The 14361-nt window shown below is 39.6% G+C and carries 21 protein-coding genes; 5 read left to right on the top strand and 16 right to left on the bottom strand.

The genetic code is table 11. The features are described from left to right. Nucleotides 1–110: 110 nt before the first annotated feature. The 4 genes from KHB02_RS09545 to KHB02_RS09530 all read right to left on the bottom strand — a co-directional run bounded on the left by KHB02_RS09545 (nucleotide 111) and on the right by KHB02_RS09530 (nucleotide 2421). Nucleotides 111–728: an RsfA family transcriptional regulator gene (locus tag KHB02_RS09545; protein ID WP_213140852.1), complete on the bottom strand. Its 618-nt coding sequence runs from the start codon at nucleotides 726–728 to the stop codon at nucleotides 111–113. Nucleotides 729–809: 81 nt separating this feature from the next. After that, complete coding sequence (locus KHB02_RS09540) at nucleotides 810–1571, bottom strand: enoyl-CoA hydratase/isomerase family protein (protein ID WP_213140853.1); 762 nt, start codon at nucleotides 1569–1571, stop codon at nucleotides 810–812. A 95-nt stretch (nucleotides 1572–1666) separates the two neighbouring features. Beyond that, nucleotides 1667–1840, bottom strand: a complete 174-nt coding sequence (rpmF, locus tag KHB02_RS09535) for a 50S ribosomal protein L32 (protein ID WP_213116438.1) — start codon at nucleotides 1838–1840, stop codon at nucleotides 1667–1669. A 56-nt stretch (nucleotides 1841–1896) separates the two neighbouring features. Continuing rightward, nucleotides 1897–2421, bottom strand: a complete 525-nt coding sequence (locus KHB02_RS09530; protein WP_213140854.1) for a YceD family protein — start codon at nucleotides 2419–2421, stop codon at nucleotides 1897–1899. Nucleotides 2422–2645: 224 nt separating this feature from the next. On the opposite strand from KHB02_RS09530, the gene KHB02_RS09525 reads away from it, so the two are divergent. Continuing rightward, complete coding sequence (locus KHB02_RS09525; protein WP_213140855.1) at nucleotides 2646–3860, top strand: nucleotidyltransferase; 1215 nt, start codon at nucleotides 2646–2648, stop codon at nucleotides 3858–3860. 22 nt (nucleotides 3861–3882) lie between these two features. Here the strand turns inward: KHB02_RS09525 and KHB02_RS09520 are convergent, their stop codons facing one another. Together KHB02_RS09520 and KHB02_RS09515 are read right to left on the bottom strand one after the other, a co-directional pair. Next, a complete protein-coding gene (locus KHB02_RS09520) occupies nucleotides 3883–4905 on the bottom strand; it encodes a SepM family pheromone-processing serine protease (RefSeq protein WP_241113793.1) in 1023 nt (340 codons plus the stop codon). Nucleotides 4906–4912: 7 nt separating this feature from the next. Then, the gene (locus KHB02_RS09515) at nucleotides 4913–5692 is read right to left on the bottom strand and encodes a patatin-like phospholipase family protein (protein WP_213116441.1); all 780 of its coding nucleotides are present in this window, start codon (nucleotides 5690–5692) and stop codon (nucleotides 4913–4915) included. 123 nt (nucleotides 5693–5815) lie between these two features. Between KHB02_RS09515 and ylbJ the strand changes: the two genes are divergently transcribed. Then, nucleotides 5816–7036, top strand: coding sequence for a sporulation integral membrane protein YlbJ (gene ylbJ / locus KHB02_RS09510; protein ID WP_213140856.1), 1221 nt, complete (start codon nucleotides 5816–5818; stop codon nucleotides 7034–7036). 15 nt (nucleotides 7037–7051) lie between these two features. Here the strand turns inward: ylbJ and coaD are convergent, their stop codons facing one another. The 7 genes from coaD to ylbD all read right to left on the bottom strand — a co-directional run bounded on the left by coaD (nucleotide 7052) and on the right by ylbD (nucleotide 10468). Then, nucleotides 7052–7531, bottom strand: coding sequence for a pantetheine-phosphate adenylyltransferase (coaD, locus tag KHB02_RS09505; protein WP_213140857.1), 480 nt, complete (start codon nucleotides 7529–7531; stop codon nucleotides 7052–7054). Between the two features lie 12 nt (nucleotides 7532–7543). Next, nucleotides 7544–8104 (bottom strand): 16S rRNA (guanine(966)-N(2))-methyltransferase RsmD, encoded by a 561-nt coding sequence (rsmD, locus tag KHB02_RS09500; protein WP_213140858.1) that lies wholly within the window; start codon nucleotides 8102–8104, stop codon nucleotides 7544–7546. A 367-nt stretch (nucleotides 8105–8471) separates the two neighbouring features. Beyond that, complete coding sequence (locus tag KHB02_RS09495; RefSeq protein ID WP_213116444.1) at nucleotides 8472–8747, bottom strand: YlbG family protein; 276 nt, start codon at nucleotides 8745–8747, stop codon at nucleotides 8472–8474. A gap of 99 nt (nucleotides 8748–8846) precedes the next feature. Then, nucleotides 8847–9284, bottom strand: coding sequence for a YlbF/YmcA family competence regulator (locus KHB02_RS09490; protein ID WP_213140859.1), 438 nt, complete (start codon nucleotides 9282–9284; stop codon nucleotides 8847–8849). Nucleotides 9285–9347: 63 nt separating this feature from the next. Continuing rightward, nucleotides 9348–9710, bottom strand: coding sequence for a hypothetical protein (locus KHB02_RS09485; RefSeq protein ID WP_213140860.1), 363 nt, complete (start codon nucleotides 9708–9710; stop codon nucleotides 9348–9350). 94 nt (nucleotides 9711–9804) lie between these two features. Further along, nucleotides 9805–10044, bottom strand: a complete 240-nt coding sequence (locus tag KHB02_RS09480; RefSeq protein WP_213140861.1) for a YlbE-like family protein — start codon at nucleotides 10042–10044, stop codon at nucleotides 9805–9807. Between the two features lie 16 nt (nucleotides 10045–10060). After that, on the bottom strand, nucleotides 10061–10468 hold the full coding sequence (gene ylbD, locus KHB02_RS09475) for a YlbD family protein (RefSeq protein WP_213140862.1): 408 nt from the start codon (nucleotides 10466–10468) through the stop codon (nucleotides 10061–10063). Between the two features lie 150 nt (nucleotides 10469–10618). Between ylbD and KHB02_RS09470 the strand changes: the two genes are divergently transcribed. Beyond that, nucleotides 10619–11101 (top strand): PaaI family thioesterase, encoded by a 483-nt coding sequence (locus tag KHB02_RS09470; RefSeq protein WP_213140863.1) that lies wholly within the window; start codon nucleotides 10619–10621, stop codon nucleotides 11099–11101. 17 nt (nucleotides 11102–11118) lie between these two features. Continuing rightward, entirely contained in the window at nucleotides 11119–11484 is a 366-nt protein-coding gene (locus KHB02_RS09465) for a hypothetical protein (RefSeq protein ID WP_213140864.1), read from the top strand. Between the two features lie 53 nt (nucleotides 11485–11537). On the opposite strand, the gene KHB02_RS09460 is transcribed toward KHB02_RS09465, so the two are convergent. After that, a complete protein-coding gene (locus KHB02_RS09460) occupies nucleotides 11538–12581 on the bottom strand; it encodes a CAP domain-containing protein (RefSeq protein ID WP_338088273.1) in 1044 nt (347 codons plus the stop codon). A 202-nt stretch (nucleotides 12582–12783) separates the two neighbouring features. Next, complete coding sequence (locus tag KHB02_RS09455) at nucleotides 12784–13218, bottom strand: CBS domain-containing protein (RefSeq protein WP_213140865.1); 435 nt, start codon at nucleotides 13216–13218, stop codon at nucleotides 12784–12786. A 179-nt stretch (nucleotides 13219–13397) separates the two neighbouring features. Here KHB02_RS09455 and KHB02_RS09450 point away from each other — a divergent pair, with 179 nt between their 5' ends. Beyond that, nucleotides 13398–13757 carry a YugN family protein gene (locus tag KHB02_RS09450; RefSeq protein ID WP_213140866.1) on the top strand — a complete coding sequence of 120 codons (360 nt, stop codon included), beginning with the start codon at nucleotides 13398–13400 and terminating at the stop codon, nucleotides 13755–13757. Nucleotides 13758–13802: 45 nt separating this feature from the next. Here KHB02_RS09450 and KHB02_RS09445 read toward each other — a convergent pair whose 3' ends face one another. Then, nucleotides 13803–14267, bottom strand: a complete 465-nt coding sequence (locus tag KHB02_RS09445; RefSeq protein ID WP_213140867.1) for a DUF420 domain-containing protein — start codon at nucleotides 14265–14267, stop codon at nucleotides 13803–13805. Nucleotides 14268–14361 lie beyond the last annotated feature (94 nt).

The following is a 14361-nucleotide window of genomic DNA, read 5'->3' as shown; positions in this document are numbered from 1 at the left end:
AAGACAGAGGCGTAGTTGAATTTATGCGTTAAGAAAGTATAAAGCTTTCGACAGAAAGTTTATACTTTCTTATTAGCTAAGCGAAAAAGCGGACCGGATGTCCGCTTTTTCTATTTCTCTACTCTTTCCAGGTTGCCGTTTTTATCCATCTGGAATCTAACCTTGGATTGACGGTCTTCATCCTGAAGAACAACCATTTTGCGAGCTCTTTCCATAATTTCCAGTAATGAACGGTAGTCCTCTTCGATGGCCTTTAGGTTCTCCGTAAGTCTTTCATTCTCTGCTGCTAAATAATAAGTTTGCTTTTCTAATTCTTTTATTTTTTCGGAAGACTTCCTGCTTCCCTCTTCAAGCTCAGCAAAATTCTCTACTTGTTTAAAAACGCCCTCTAAAAACTGAATGACAGCCGGAAATGTCAAAGTACCCCCTGGCTCGGTCGAGACAGCTTCCTTTTTAATTATTTCAGGGGCTGGATCAGCTTCAACAGGAGCAATATGTTTTTTCAATTCTTTACGCTGCTTCTTGGCAAGCTCAATTCCAGACTTGTATTGCTTTCTTACATATGAGTTCCAGCGGAATCCACAGGCCGCAGGTGTCCGCGATAGCTGTTTCCCCACCTCCTCAAATGCTTGAAGCTGTGTCCCGCCTTCTCGAATATGCCTTAATACTACTTCTGCAAGTAGTAAATCCTCATCTTGGCTCCAAGCATCTTGTCGAGTTGGTGACATCAAATCCCCTCCTAGTAGTGTTTTTATAAACATATGCATCTACTAGAAAAGATAGACTTAATCTGGAGCCGTGAATTCATCTTATCTGGTGTTTTTCTTAATAAAATTTTTTACATATTGATGATGGGCATCACTTTCCCAAAGGATGGCACAGTTTTTAACCTCTTCCTCTATTCTTTCACGAAGGCCTGCTTGCTTCCACTTATTAATCCATATTCTTTTATAGGATTTGAGAACCTCTAAATCATTGAACAGCATTTTCTTAAGGAAATCTTCACATTGTTGAAGGGAGTCTCCGTCGAATAGGTGATTAATAAAACCGGTTTCGGTTAAATATTCTGCAGTTTCGAGGTCTGCTTCCATCAAAAGCTTCATGGCAAATGGGGATGGGAACTTTTCGACAAGAATAGAGCCTCCACCCCAACCGGTCGTAATGGCTTGTTTTCCTTGAACAAACCCTGCTTTAACGCCTTTTCTGGCGAGCCGGAAATCACAGGCAACAGCAAGCTCACAGCCGCCGCCAACCGCTGGACCGTTCATTAGTGCAATGGTGGGAATGGGCAAGGTTAATAAGGAATACAGAATATTGGACATTTTCGAAAGCATTGGATACGCATCCTCTTTGGTGTGCAGGAGATGAAAAACGGATAAGTCTCCGCCGGAGCAAAACGCACTCTCACCGCTCCCCGTAATGACAAGAGCTTTTATCTCAGGTTCACTAGCTTTTTCTAACGCTTCCAATAGCCCTTCCATAACATCGTAGTTTATGGCGTTTCGCTTTTCGCTTCTTTCAATGGTAAATAATAAATATCCCGGGTCCCGCCTTTCAATCGAAAAAGCCATTTTTTGCTCACCCTCTCAATTAAAAAAGTATGTATTTGTTTTGAAATGACAAAAGCACAAGGGCGTTTGCTCCTTGTGCTTTATCTAAGTAGAAATTAGTCGTTTACTACTTCTTTTCCTTTGTATGTTCCGCAAGATTTGCATACGCGGTGAGCAAGTTTCATTTCACCACAGTTTGGGCATGCTACCATACCAGGAACGTTTAATTTAAAATGAGTACGACGCTTTCTCTTCGCAGTTTTAGAAGTCCTTCTAAAAGGTACAGCCATTCTTCCCACCTCCTTATAAGAAATGCGCAGGAGCGCTTGAAGTCAGATCATTTCGATTAGCTTTCCGATGAATTGTTTTTGTCAAAAAACTTTGCTAGCCCTGCAAGACGTGGATCAATCTTGTTAGATTGTTCCTCCTCCTGAATAACCTCCCAATCCTTACCGGATTGCGGCGCTGCATCTTCAGATTGGACATCGTCACAGAATACTTGCATTGGAACCTCAAGTAACAGAATTTCTCTTATGATTGGTTTTAAATCAATCATATCTCCTTTTACCTGATGGACCTCCTCTTCAGTTTGGTAAACTGAATTTTGCAGGAGGAAGGTTTCCGTAGTTTCGACATTAATTGGAAATTTGACATCCACTAAGGTTCGCGAACATGGAAGAATCAGATACCCCTCAATTTTTAAATGAAAGGTAACTTTTGAAGAATCAATATCCCCACGTCCGGTAATTTGCATTGGAGACACTTCACGAATAGTTGGGTCATCCAGTTTAAGCTCGTCAACCCGAATGGTATCGTCAATCGAAAATTCCTTATCTCGATATTTTTGCAGCTGATTTAATGTCCATTTCAATTGAATCACCCCAAGGCAACAAAGGTAATTATAGCTTTCGATAAAATTTTTGTCAATATTTTTTCTTTACACTTCACCTTATGTTGCATAAATAAAAAAATTTTTCCATTATAGTGTATCCATAAATACCTTTTGCAAACATATGTATCATCATATCATATTATTCGATTGAAAAACGGAATAAATTGCTATAATGATAGTAATTAAATTTCAAGGAGAGAGTTATGAGAGCAGTTGGTGTTATTGTTGAATACAACCCATTTCATAATGGACATGCCTTTCATTTGCAGGCGTCCCTCAAGGCAGCCCAAGCGGATGTGGTTATTGCGGTAATGAGCGGAAACTTTCTGCAAAGGGGGGAGCCTGCACTAGTTTCGAAATGGCAGAGAACGAAAATGGCCTTATTAAATGGCGTGGACATCGTGTTTGAACTTCCCTACCGCTTTGCCACACAAAATGCCGAAACCTTTGCAAATGGGGCAGTGTCCATCCTTGCTGCTGCAGGCTGTCAGTACCTTTGTTTTGGCAGTGAAAGCGGGGAGATTGAAGCTTTTCAACAAACGATTCATTTTTTTGAAAGTCAGCAGGATTCCCACAAAAAAAATATAAAGCATTTTATGGGTTCAGGTGTCAGCTATCCGAAGGCTTTAGCATTATCATACAAACAGCTGTCAAATTCGGATAATTATTTAGATTTGTCCAGGCCAAACAACATACTAGGCTTTCACTACATAAAAGCGATCCATGAGCAAAGAAGTCAGATTACTCCATTAACTGTGGCACGTAAAAACGCCGACTATCATGATGAACATTTTGCCTCCGAAACTATTGCCAGTGCAACCAGCATCAGGAAAGCACTATTCGCAGATATAAACAGCCCATCTGAAATTAATCAGTATGTACCGGAGCCTACTAGACAATTATTACATGAATATCTAAATCAATATGGGCTTTACCACCGCTGGGAAAATTATTGGCCATTTCTTCAGCTTCGTCTCCTCCATTCCTCCCCAGAAGAGTTAAAAGAAATATATGAGGCTGAAGAGGGACTTGAGAACAGGTTACAACACGCCGCAACCGAAGCGCGAAGCTTTCAGGAGTTTATGGAAAGAATTAAAACAAAACGCTATACATGGACGAGGCTGCAGCGATTATGTGTTCACATATTGACCAATAGCAAAAAAATAAACATGGAAGGAAGCAAAAGAGCGGGCTATTTAAGGCTCCTTGGGATGTCTGAGAGAGGACAAGAATACCTAAATAAAATGAAAAAGGAATTTGCTTTGCCTTTGGTTGCGAAATTGTCTTCATTTAAGGACGAAGAGATTAACCTCGACCTAAAGGCTGCTAGGGTATATGCAATGGGGGTCCCGGGCCCGGCAAAAAAATTTTTGATGGAACAGGAATTCAAACAGCCTCCCATCATTATAAAGAAATAGGACGGCGCACTCTGGCACCGTCCTATTTCTTTTTAGGTAATTTTTCTAAATATTTTACCGCATCGTCAAAGGTATCTACCGGAACAATTTTCATCTTTGTTTTGATATCTCGTGCTGCCTTTAAGGCTGCCCGGTAATTGGAGTCCTTAGCACCCTTTTCGTTCGGTGCAAAAAAGATTTCTGCACCGGCATGATCAGCGGCAACAATTTTTTGTTCGATACCGCCAATCGGCCCAACGGTGCCATCTGGGTCAATCGTTCCCGTTCCGGCAATTTGGTAGCCTTTGGTTAGGTCATTCTTGGTTAACTGGTTATATATCTCCAAGGTAAACATTAAACCGGCAGAAGGCCCGCCGATTTCATCTGTTCTGACTTTAACCTCGGGATCGACGGAGATTTCTTTATCATCCACAAGTGAAATGCCAATGCCTGCCTTCCCAGACTGATCCTTAAAGGGCTGCAGAATAAGATTCACACTTTTTTCCTCGTTATTTCTGGAATAGGTTAATGTCACTTGATCTCCGGCACTTTTTTTTCCTAAATATTCAATGAAATCTTTTGAAGAGGGAAATGTGTGTCCATCCATTTTAAAAACGCGGTCACCAGCCTGGAGCTTCCCTTCTGCAGGCATTCCCTGCAGGACCTGCATCACATAAATCCCCTTATATTTATAATGTACAGGCAGCCCTGCTTTATGGTATGCCACCTCAATCGCATTAAGTTTTGATGCTGCCATCAAATGCAGCTGCCTGACATTATACTCTTCTTCCGTTTCCTGTTCATTTAATACCATATCGAGCGGATAGATTTCCTCATATTTTCTCATTTTGGCTTCTATATAGGAATAGATATTAGCCCTTCCCATCCGGACAGTTGTCAGCATAAAATTTCCCTTTTCCTGATAACCGCCTTCAACTGTAATGATTGGAGCAAGTTCTTTTGCCATCCCTGGTTTTGAAACATAGTAAGGTAATGAATAATACATTCCGCCAATCAGAAACACTGCAAGGATAAAGAAAATGCCAATTGATAATTTTTTATGCAAGCTGCCATCACCCCTTCCAATTATCAATTTCCTTCTTAATTTGCTCAAGATACTTTTTTGCCTCGTCTTCGCCAATTTTAATGATTTCTTCAATGTTAGTAAATGCCCGCGAACTATAGCCCTCGACAGGGGGACGAATCATCACATTTGCAGATGTTTCGTGGAAATTGATAATCTCAGTCTGCATAATATCAATACTTTGCATGATGACATCGTAAATGGAGGTAATTTCAGCGTTTCGCTTAACCCGTGAGACGTCCACTGCAATCACAATGTCCGCCCCCATCTCTTGCACAACAGAAATGGGAACACGGTCAGCAACTCCTCCATCCACGAGGATTCTTCCCTTATACTTTTCAGGCACAAAAATTCCGGGTATGGAAATGCTTGCCCTGACAGCCTCTGCCACTGGCCCCTCTTTAAAGACCACTTTTTCTCCGGTTAATAAATCCGTTGCCACAATCCCAAGTGGTATTGACAAATCTTCGATGTTTTTCCCATGGGTAAAGATACGAATAAATTCCTTTACTTTCTTGCCTGTAATAAATCCCATTTTCGGGACAGTAAAATCAAGAAAATACTTTCTCCTAAACGCGGTTGAATATTTATATAGAAGGTCTAAATCAATCCCTGCTCCATAAAAACAGGCAACCAGGGCTCCCATGCTGCTGCCTGCAATTAAATCAATCGGAATGCCGGCATCCTTTAACACCTTTATAACACCCAAATGAGCAAACCCGCGAGCTCCTCCAGAGCCGAGCGCCAAGCCAATCTTAGGGTGCTCCATAGCAGAACCCTCCTATTATACATCTAATAAATCACGTTCAATCTTATGGTCTAAAACAACATTCTATGAGTATATTTATTTTATATGAGGACATGCAGTTTCACAAGGAAGGAGAACTCTTTGATGTTTCGGTCAAAGCTCAAAACGCTTGCTTTAGCCATCTCCGGCATCGTGTTAGCGGCGTCACTTATTTTCTATCCAAAAGAATCATTTGAAGGCTCTATCCGTGGCCTGAATATGTGGTGGGAAATAGTATTCCCTTCCCTCCTGCCTTTTTTTATTGTATCAGAAATGTTAATCGGGTTTGGAGTGGTCAAGTTCATAGGGGTTCTTCTTGAACCACTTATGCGACCGCTTTTCAAAGTTCCTGGTGTTGGAGGCTTTGTTTGGGCCATGGGAATGGCCTCAGGCTTCCCGGCAGGTGCAAAATTTACCGCAAGAATGCGGCAAGAAGGACACATAACGCGAATCGAAGCTGAGAGACTCGTCTCTTTCACCAATTCCTCTAATCCCTTATTCATCTTTGGAGCAGTAGCTGTCGGTTTTTTTCACAATACCCAATTAGGTATTCTCTTGGCTGTTGCGCACTATTTGGGCAATATATGTGTTGGCATTATGATGCGTTTCCACGGTAAGGAGTCGCCTAATAAAGCGAAAAACGCCAAAAAATTCAAGATTCGGGAAGCCTTATCAGCTTTGCACCAAACAAGACTGAAGGATAACCGCCCGATTGGAAAGCTTCTCGGCGATGCTGTTACCTCATCGATTCAAACATTATTGATGGTCGGCGGTTTTATCATCCTATTTTCTGTGATTAATCAACTTCTTTACCATCTACATATAACGGCTGCGCTGGCAAAATTCGTGGAAATGATTTTTTCAGTTTTTAGATTTTCAGAAATGTTAAGCATACCGTTTATTTCCGGACTGTTTGAAATCACTCTTGGCAGCGATTTGACCAGCAGAGTGGAAGATGCCATACTGCTCCAGAAAGCGATCATAACAAGTTTTATTTTGGCCTTCAGCGGTTTTAGTGTCCAAGCACAGGTGGCCAGCATCCTAGCCCAGACTGACATCCGCTTTCGGCCATTCTTTATTGCACGAATCTTCCAAGGCATTTTTGCCGGTCTCTTTACGCTCCTATTATGGAATCCCATTTATGTGCGCTTCCTAGGCCATAATCAGCCTGCAGGAGCCCTGCCGGTATTTGGAGATGGAATATGGACAAAGGATTTTTATCATAAAATGCTGGAAACCGGCCCACTCATCACGATTTGCTCCCTATCATTATATGTACTAATCTTATTTATCAGGCTAAAAGAAAGTAATATAAAAAAGAGCTAAAAATTAGCTCTTTTTTTATCTGTATTTTTTTTGCAATTCTTTTTGGACTGGAGGAGGAACAAGCCCTGATATATCCCCTTTGTACTTTGCTGCTTCCTTAACGATGCTGGAGCTCAAGAAGGAATATTGATTATTGGTCATCATAAAAAAGGTTTCCACATGATCGTTTAAAAACCTATTCATCGAGGTAATCTGCATTTCATATTCAAAATCGGAAACAGCCCTAAGGCCCCGAAGGATTGCATTTGCGTTCACACTCTTGGCATAATCGACAAGCAGCCCGGAAAATTGATCGACAGCCACGTTAGGGATGTCCATTGTAACTTCCTTTATCAGGTCAAGCCTTTCCTCAACAGTAAAGAGCGGATTTTTTGAGACATTATTTAATACCACAACATAAACCTTATCGAAAACCTTAGCCCCTCTGCGGATGATATCTAAATGGCCATATGTAATTGGATCAAAACTCCCCGGACAAACGGCTATACTTGCCAACTTGACTCCCCCTTATTCCCCATTAGATTTTAAATATATTGTTATAGCAATAATCCCGTATTTCTCATGTTTTATTTGCGAGAACCGCCCAACAGAGGGAGGTAAATCGACATCAAAACTATGTTCACAGACAATAATTCCTTGGTCTTTGACCACATTTGCTTTATCCATTTTTTCCATTAACCGGACCAGCTCTTGAAGCTTGTACGGCGGATCCAAGAAAATATAGTCAAACATAATTTCTCGTTTAATTAAAGCCTTTAGTGCCCTGTCTGCATCATTCCTGAATACCTCAGTTTTGTCTTCAAACCTGCATGCGCTGATATTATCTTGGATTGTCTGAATTGCTTTGGCGTCCCTGTCGATAAAGATCACTTTATCCAAGCCTCTGCTCAGTGCTTCCAAACCTAATCCTCCGCTCCCGGCAAAGAGGTCAAGCCCGGTACCCCCGTCAAAATAAGGGCCAATCATATTAAATAGGGCTTCCTTCACCTTATCAGTTGTCGGTCTTGTTGTATTACCAGGGACAGCTTTAAGAGGACGGCCTTTACAGATGCCAGAAACTACTCTCACGTGTTCACCACCACATTTTATCCAAAATCACGTTTTTTTACATCCTACCATAGGCTGCAAAATATAAACAAATTTGTCACATTAGTTTTTTCTTTTCTTACATTTTATAAAAAATTTGCGAAAAAAGGAAATTTTAAATTTCGACGTATAAGGTTTTGGGTTGTGGAAATAATGTAAGTAACAACATCAATTCGAGGATGTTGTTGCCAACCGCGGAGAAGACTTACGTTTCCCCATAAGTTCTTCCTCCGGTTTCTCCTCTCCCTTTGCCTTCTGTCCTATATCAGGATTTAGAAGGACCCTGCAAAATTTTTGCAGGGTTTTTTTCTTTTTAGGGCAAAAAAAAGATGAGATAATTCTCACCTTTTTATATCCCCATTTTATAGTCATATTCTTTTGCCTTGTCAGGTGCTGAATTTTCGTATTCCATTTTTAAAAAGGGCTTGTATGAAGGCTCTACTTTTTTCACGAACGAAAAGGATTGGAGCTTTTCTATAATTTCCTCTGCATCGTCCTGGTTACAGTAAACCACAACATATTTTAGCTTTTTTGACACATAATGGACATTTCCAAAACGTCTGAGCATTTTGGCCTGTTTTAGTGAATACAGCCAAACAACTAATCCTTGTCTTTGAACAAACATAATTTTTTCCCCTTCATTGCAGGCTTCTTTTTAAATAAGTCTAGCACATGAAAAGGTTTTATTTCAATCCTTACCCCTTTAGCTCACATGCTCATTTTTTTAACTGCAGCCACAGCTACCTCCGCCACCGCAGCCGCTTGAATGACCTTTATCAAAAAACGGGTTGCCGGTCGGGACTTTTATATGCTCGGAGACGGATCTACCAACGTGGAGACTGATTTCATCCAAAAGGCTTTGCAAATCATTTTCCGCCAATTTAAATTCAGCTACGTTTGCGTCCAAGTCCATTTCCCGTTTATATTGACGAATTTGAGTCATCACGTTTTTATAATCAGGATGGTACTTACCAAACCTTTGCACCTCTTCATAAAGGTCTTTAAGCTTCGCAAAACGCTGTATCTTTTGCTGCGTTTCTGGGCTGCTTTGCATTTTATATAAACAAATCCGATAATTTTCAACAATGTCAGATTCGAGAACCATTTTTGCCAGTTGTTCAGCGTAGTCCAGTAATTCAACTCTTTCTGATGTAGCAAGCATGTACGCTCACCTCCACTGACATTTTATCATGAATTCCTCCTGAAAGCGAAAAAATCCATTTAATTAGGGGATATTTACTATAAACTCCTTTTTCAAACCGTATGAATTATTTTTTAAATCAACCACATCCAGCTTTACCTGGTGGTTCCCTGGAGAAAGATCCTTGATAATGAATACCGCAGAGGAGGCTTCGGATTTTTTCAGTCCGTCTACCCAAATGACAATTTTACCCGTTTTCTGTTTTGAATCCTCTGTCTCCCTAAAACTAATTCCCGTTAAAATGCATTCTACCAGCACTTGATTTCCTTTTGTTTCATGTTGAACAATCAGCTCAGGTATTTCGCTTGAGATTGCCTTTGCTTCGTGAAGTATTAAGGCGCCTAAGGACCAGAACAAAATAAAACCAATGAGGATATGTTTTTTCACCAATATCACTCCTTCTCATGATTGTATTGTTCGCCTTCTCAATATTTTTTAATCCAAACAAAAAAAGGCCACATCCAAATTTGTGTGCCCTTTGTTAATTTTGGTTTTTCATGGCTTGGAACATGGAGTACATTATTGAAGCCATTTGCACTCCATTTGTGAATTTCTCCACTTGGTCTGGAATGGTTTTTTTGTAATGGTGTAATGCTGCAATTTCTAGCGATTGAATATCATAAGGATTTCTTGACAGTTTCCGATACCAAAGTGGCTGCTCCCGAATAAATCGTTTTAAATCCTTTTGTCCTTCTACATATTCTAAAATTTCCTTGCGCATATCCCCCACCCTTTAATTAGTCTTGTCTAAATGTAAATGGATGTTTTGGCCCTTCAGGAGGTTTTACAGGATTATTTGGTGCATTACCGCCTTGAAATTGGGAAACAAGGCCTTGGATGGCGCCAATCGCCTGACTGATATTCTGTAGATGGGACTGCATTTGATTGGGATCCATTTTTTTGAAAATCCCCATCACATTGGACATTAAGTCCCCTTTGGCTTCTTTCTCATCTTTTACCTCCGCAGCTTCACCATCTGAACCAATTTTCTCCCAACGCTGGTCTTCTTCCCCTAATAAGTACCAGTCCTCGTATAATTCCTGCCAGGTGGCGTTTCCCTTGCGGACCTCCTTAATAATTTTTGGATTATTTTTAACAAATTCTTTAAATTTTTCAACGGATGGGTGCAATTTCTTTTGCGTCATTATCCTCACCTCTGCCCCTATTCATTCCAATAATAAAGTATGATAAACCAGAAGAAATGTGAAACGGCGAATTAGGTTTAAAACATTTATTATTAGGCACACAAGTGGTAAGATGGTCAAAGAAATGCAAAAAAAGAAAGAGGTAAAAAAATGAAACAAGAGTTAAGGCATCTTTTAGAAGATTGTATCGAGAATGGCTCGGAAACAGACTTGGAAAGTCTCGCTTCCATATTACGAGGGGTTCAGCAAAAGATTGATAAGAACAGTGATACCTATATTGGCCATCTTCTCCATATGGACAGAAAAATGGACAAAAACACGTGTGAAATTACCATCCCCATTAATCCAATTATTCATAATAATTTAGACATTGTTCATGGCGGAATAACAGCCACAGTTTTGGATACTGCAATGGGTTCATTAGCAAACTATGTTTTGCCAGAAGGTTTAGGGGCTGTAACCAATCAGCTTAATATCCATTATATTGCCCCTGGAATTGGGGACACATTAAGCTGCAAGGCTGACATCATTCATCATGGCACAAAAACAATCGTCGTCTCAGGCACCGCCTACCGAAATGACGGCAAAAAAATAGCCTATGCCACCGGCACATTTTTTATCATAAATAAATAAAAAGGGGTTTAATGATAATGGTTACAGCCATTCTTATCCCGATTATTTGTTTTTATTTCTACCTGCTGACTAAAAAAGAAATGAAAGAGCACGATGAAAAATGGCTTGCTGCAGGGAATGTAAGGGAAGAAGCAATATTAACAGGTGAAATTAAAAGCATCGACGAAAGCAAGGAACGCTATTATTATCACCGTTATCTTTTGGTTCAGACAATAAAACTTCAAACTGATGCTAAAATAATCACCGCCAAAAGAATGACTCCTGTTACGAAAAACATGGAAAAATGTTTATTTACACCAGGCCATTTTATTCGTCTATATGGGAGCTGGGAAGGAAATACGTTTTTATTTAACCGATTTGATTCGAAAACTCCGAACGGCTAATTTTATAATAAATAATAAAGGGAGAAAATGCAGGACCCTGCTTCTTCTCCCTTTTATTGTTCTGTTTTTTGGATAAAGTTTTGCGTATAATATTTTTGATATACACCAACACCAAGATGGGTGAATTCCTTATTTAATAACGAATCCCTGTGGCCCTTGCTGTTCAGCCACCCTTCAACCGCAGCAGGCCCGTCCGTATAATTGGCGGCGATATTTTCACCAGCCGTTTTATAGGCAACCTCAGCTTTATTTAATCGATCGGCAAGACTGCCAAATTTTTTAGATGTATGTGAAAAATCATTATTCAATGCCATATCCTTACTATGGCCAAATGCTACTTCAGCTGTACTATCGTCCCATTTTAATGGATCCAATTTGTACCTTTGCCTTAACACATTTGAAATATCAAAAATTTCTTGTTCTGCCCCTGTTTCAATCTTTTCCCACATTTCTTCGTCAGGCAGAGGCTGATCGATTAATTCACCGCGATAGACGAGCTCATAAGGGCGCTGCTTGATAAATGTCTCAGCATTTAAAATGCGTACGCTTGAAAGAGTACCCTTGAATTTATCAATATAAAGCTGAAAAAAAACATCACCCAGCTGAATGATTGGTCGCAGGTTTAAATCTGTGTCATTTAATTCAAACCGATAGTTATTCCCATTCAAATCGATATTGATATTCGTTTCGAAAAATTGCGTATTAAATATTTCTTCCACCGGCTGCCCGATCTCAAAAGGGGATATATTCAAATTTTCACCAAGGACGAAAATCGTTGCCACATGACTATTTTCAATCCCAACTTGAACATAACGTTTAAAGTCCAAGTTATAAATATACCATTGATAACCGTATGGAGTCTCATCAATTCGCTGTGGTTCCCCCAGTTCTTTGACAATGTCCGCAGCATTTTTGCCTATCAATAAAGACAAACCTTCTTCAGGTTTTTTCAATTTATTGTTTGATTGCGAATTGGGATTTTGCTGATAAGTTTGTTCCATTTCCGATGTGCTGTCTTTCTTTATTAAAACCTTATCCTGATTTTTTTCATTTATGCCAACATAAAAGCCAATTGTAACGATTACCGCAGAAAGCACCAAAATTCGTAAAAGCGTCTTCAGAGGCTACACCCTCTCTATTACTATTTCTACCATTATATGTACTGTTAGAATAATTATAGCATTTATATCTTTTTTAGTAATACCCGATTTCTTAAAATGTCTGAAAATGCTTAATTAAAAAAGAAAACAGGCACCGGGGCGCCTGTTAGAAATATTTGTCCTATAATAAATTACTATTTTAATGCTGCGCACCATTATAGTTTTGTTCAGAAATTTGTGTCAAGGCCTGCCTTGCTTGATCATCAGTTAGTTCACGGATTGCAAAATCGCCAAGTGATACAATACCAATCAACTTCTCATCCTCTACAACGGGCAAACGACGAATTTGATGCTGTGCCATCAATTTTGCCGCCTCTCTAGTAGAAGCCTCTGGAGAAACAGTAATCAGGTCATTGCTCATGATTTCCTCCACTTTGGATGAGCCAGGATGCTTTTCTGCCACGCCTCTAATGACAATATCACGATCTGTAATCATACCAACAATTTTTTCTTTATCGACAATAGGAATAGCCCCTACATTTAATTCTTTCATTTTAACCGCTACTTCATAGATATTATCTAATAGAGTACAGCAGTCTACCTCATCAGTCATAATATCACGGATTTTTTCCATAAAATCGCCTCCAAAATTTATAGCTCTTTTCGTAAATTAGAATATCCAGCCACAATGGATTTATTCGTTAAATGATTTCGTTGCAAGTTACAGAAATTTCATCTATTATTAAATTGAATTAATCTTGCTTTATTACCAAATAATGAATACAGGCAAGCGTTTCTAGGAGGGAGTTATTTATGAAATTCGAAAATACTGGTATTGAGGAGTTCAAAGCAGGCTTAAACCGGCTTGATGACGTAATGCATCAGCATGGTTTAGTGCGCGCAGGACAATGGGATTATGAACGCGTTACATACGACAAAAAGTTTGAACTAAGAGAGGGAGTATTTTACCTTCGGATCCAAGGCTATTCTGTTGAAGGCGATGTAGATACCTTCAAAGCTGTGGTTCAATTGATGACTCCTCTGTTGGGAAAACATTATTACCCACACGGTGTTGAATACGGTGAAGGTGAAAACTTCCCTGCATCACTTGTAAATCAATGCAAAAAAATTATTGAAGATGTAAAAAATGAAATCAGCAAATTTGCTGTATAACGCACAAAAAGCCGCATGAATGTTAATCATGCGGCTTTTTTGATCTTAAAAACCTAAAATTGCTTTTATCATGGAAGTCGTTTCCCCGCCTCGGTAAAATACGTATAAGAGCAGGTAGACCACTACTCCGGTAGCGGCTGTAAAAAACCAGACGATGCTGGTAAAGGGGCCAAGGCGGCGATGGAAGGTGAGATTATTTTTATATCCTGAAAAAAGAGACAAAATCCCCAAAACTGCTCCTAACGTGGCCAAGGTAATATGAAAAATCAAAAATACAGTATAGTATATTTTGATATTATCTGGTCCTCCAAAGGATGTGTTCCCAATGAAAATAGTTCTAGATGCATAAATAATAAAGAAAATAAGAGCAAAAATAGCTGCAAAAAACATAGTCCGTTTGTGAGCTTCCAATTTTCTTTGTTTAATTTGCCACCAGCCGATGGCAACTGTAATCCCGCTTAAAACGATAAAAGTGGTACTAATCGTGGGTAAAATTGGTATCGAATCCATGCATAAATCCTCTCTTTTTGTTTATTCTCCTCTTATAGTAGAGTAAACCTTCCTAAACTTCAACCAAAAGAAAAAGAGGTTGTCGTTCGGACAG

It is taken from the genome of Neobacillus citreus (assembly GCF_018343545.2).
Taxonomy (GTDB): Bacteria; Bacillota; Bacilli; order Bacillales; family Cytobacillaceae; genus Neobacillus; species Neobacillus citreus.
Note: the sequence above shows the minus strand (reverse complement) of the source record. Positions and strands in the feature narration are given on the sequence as shown.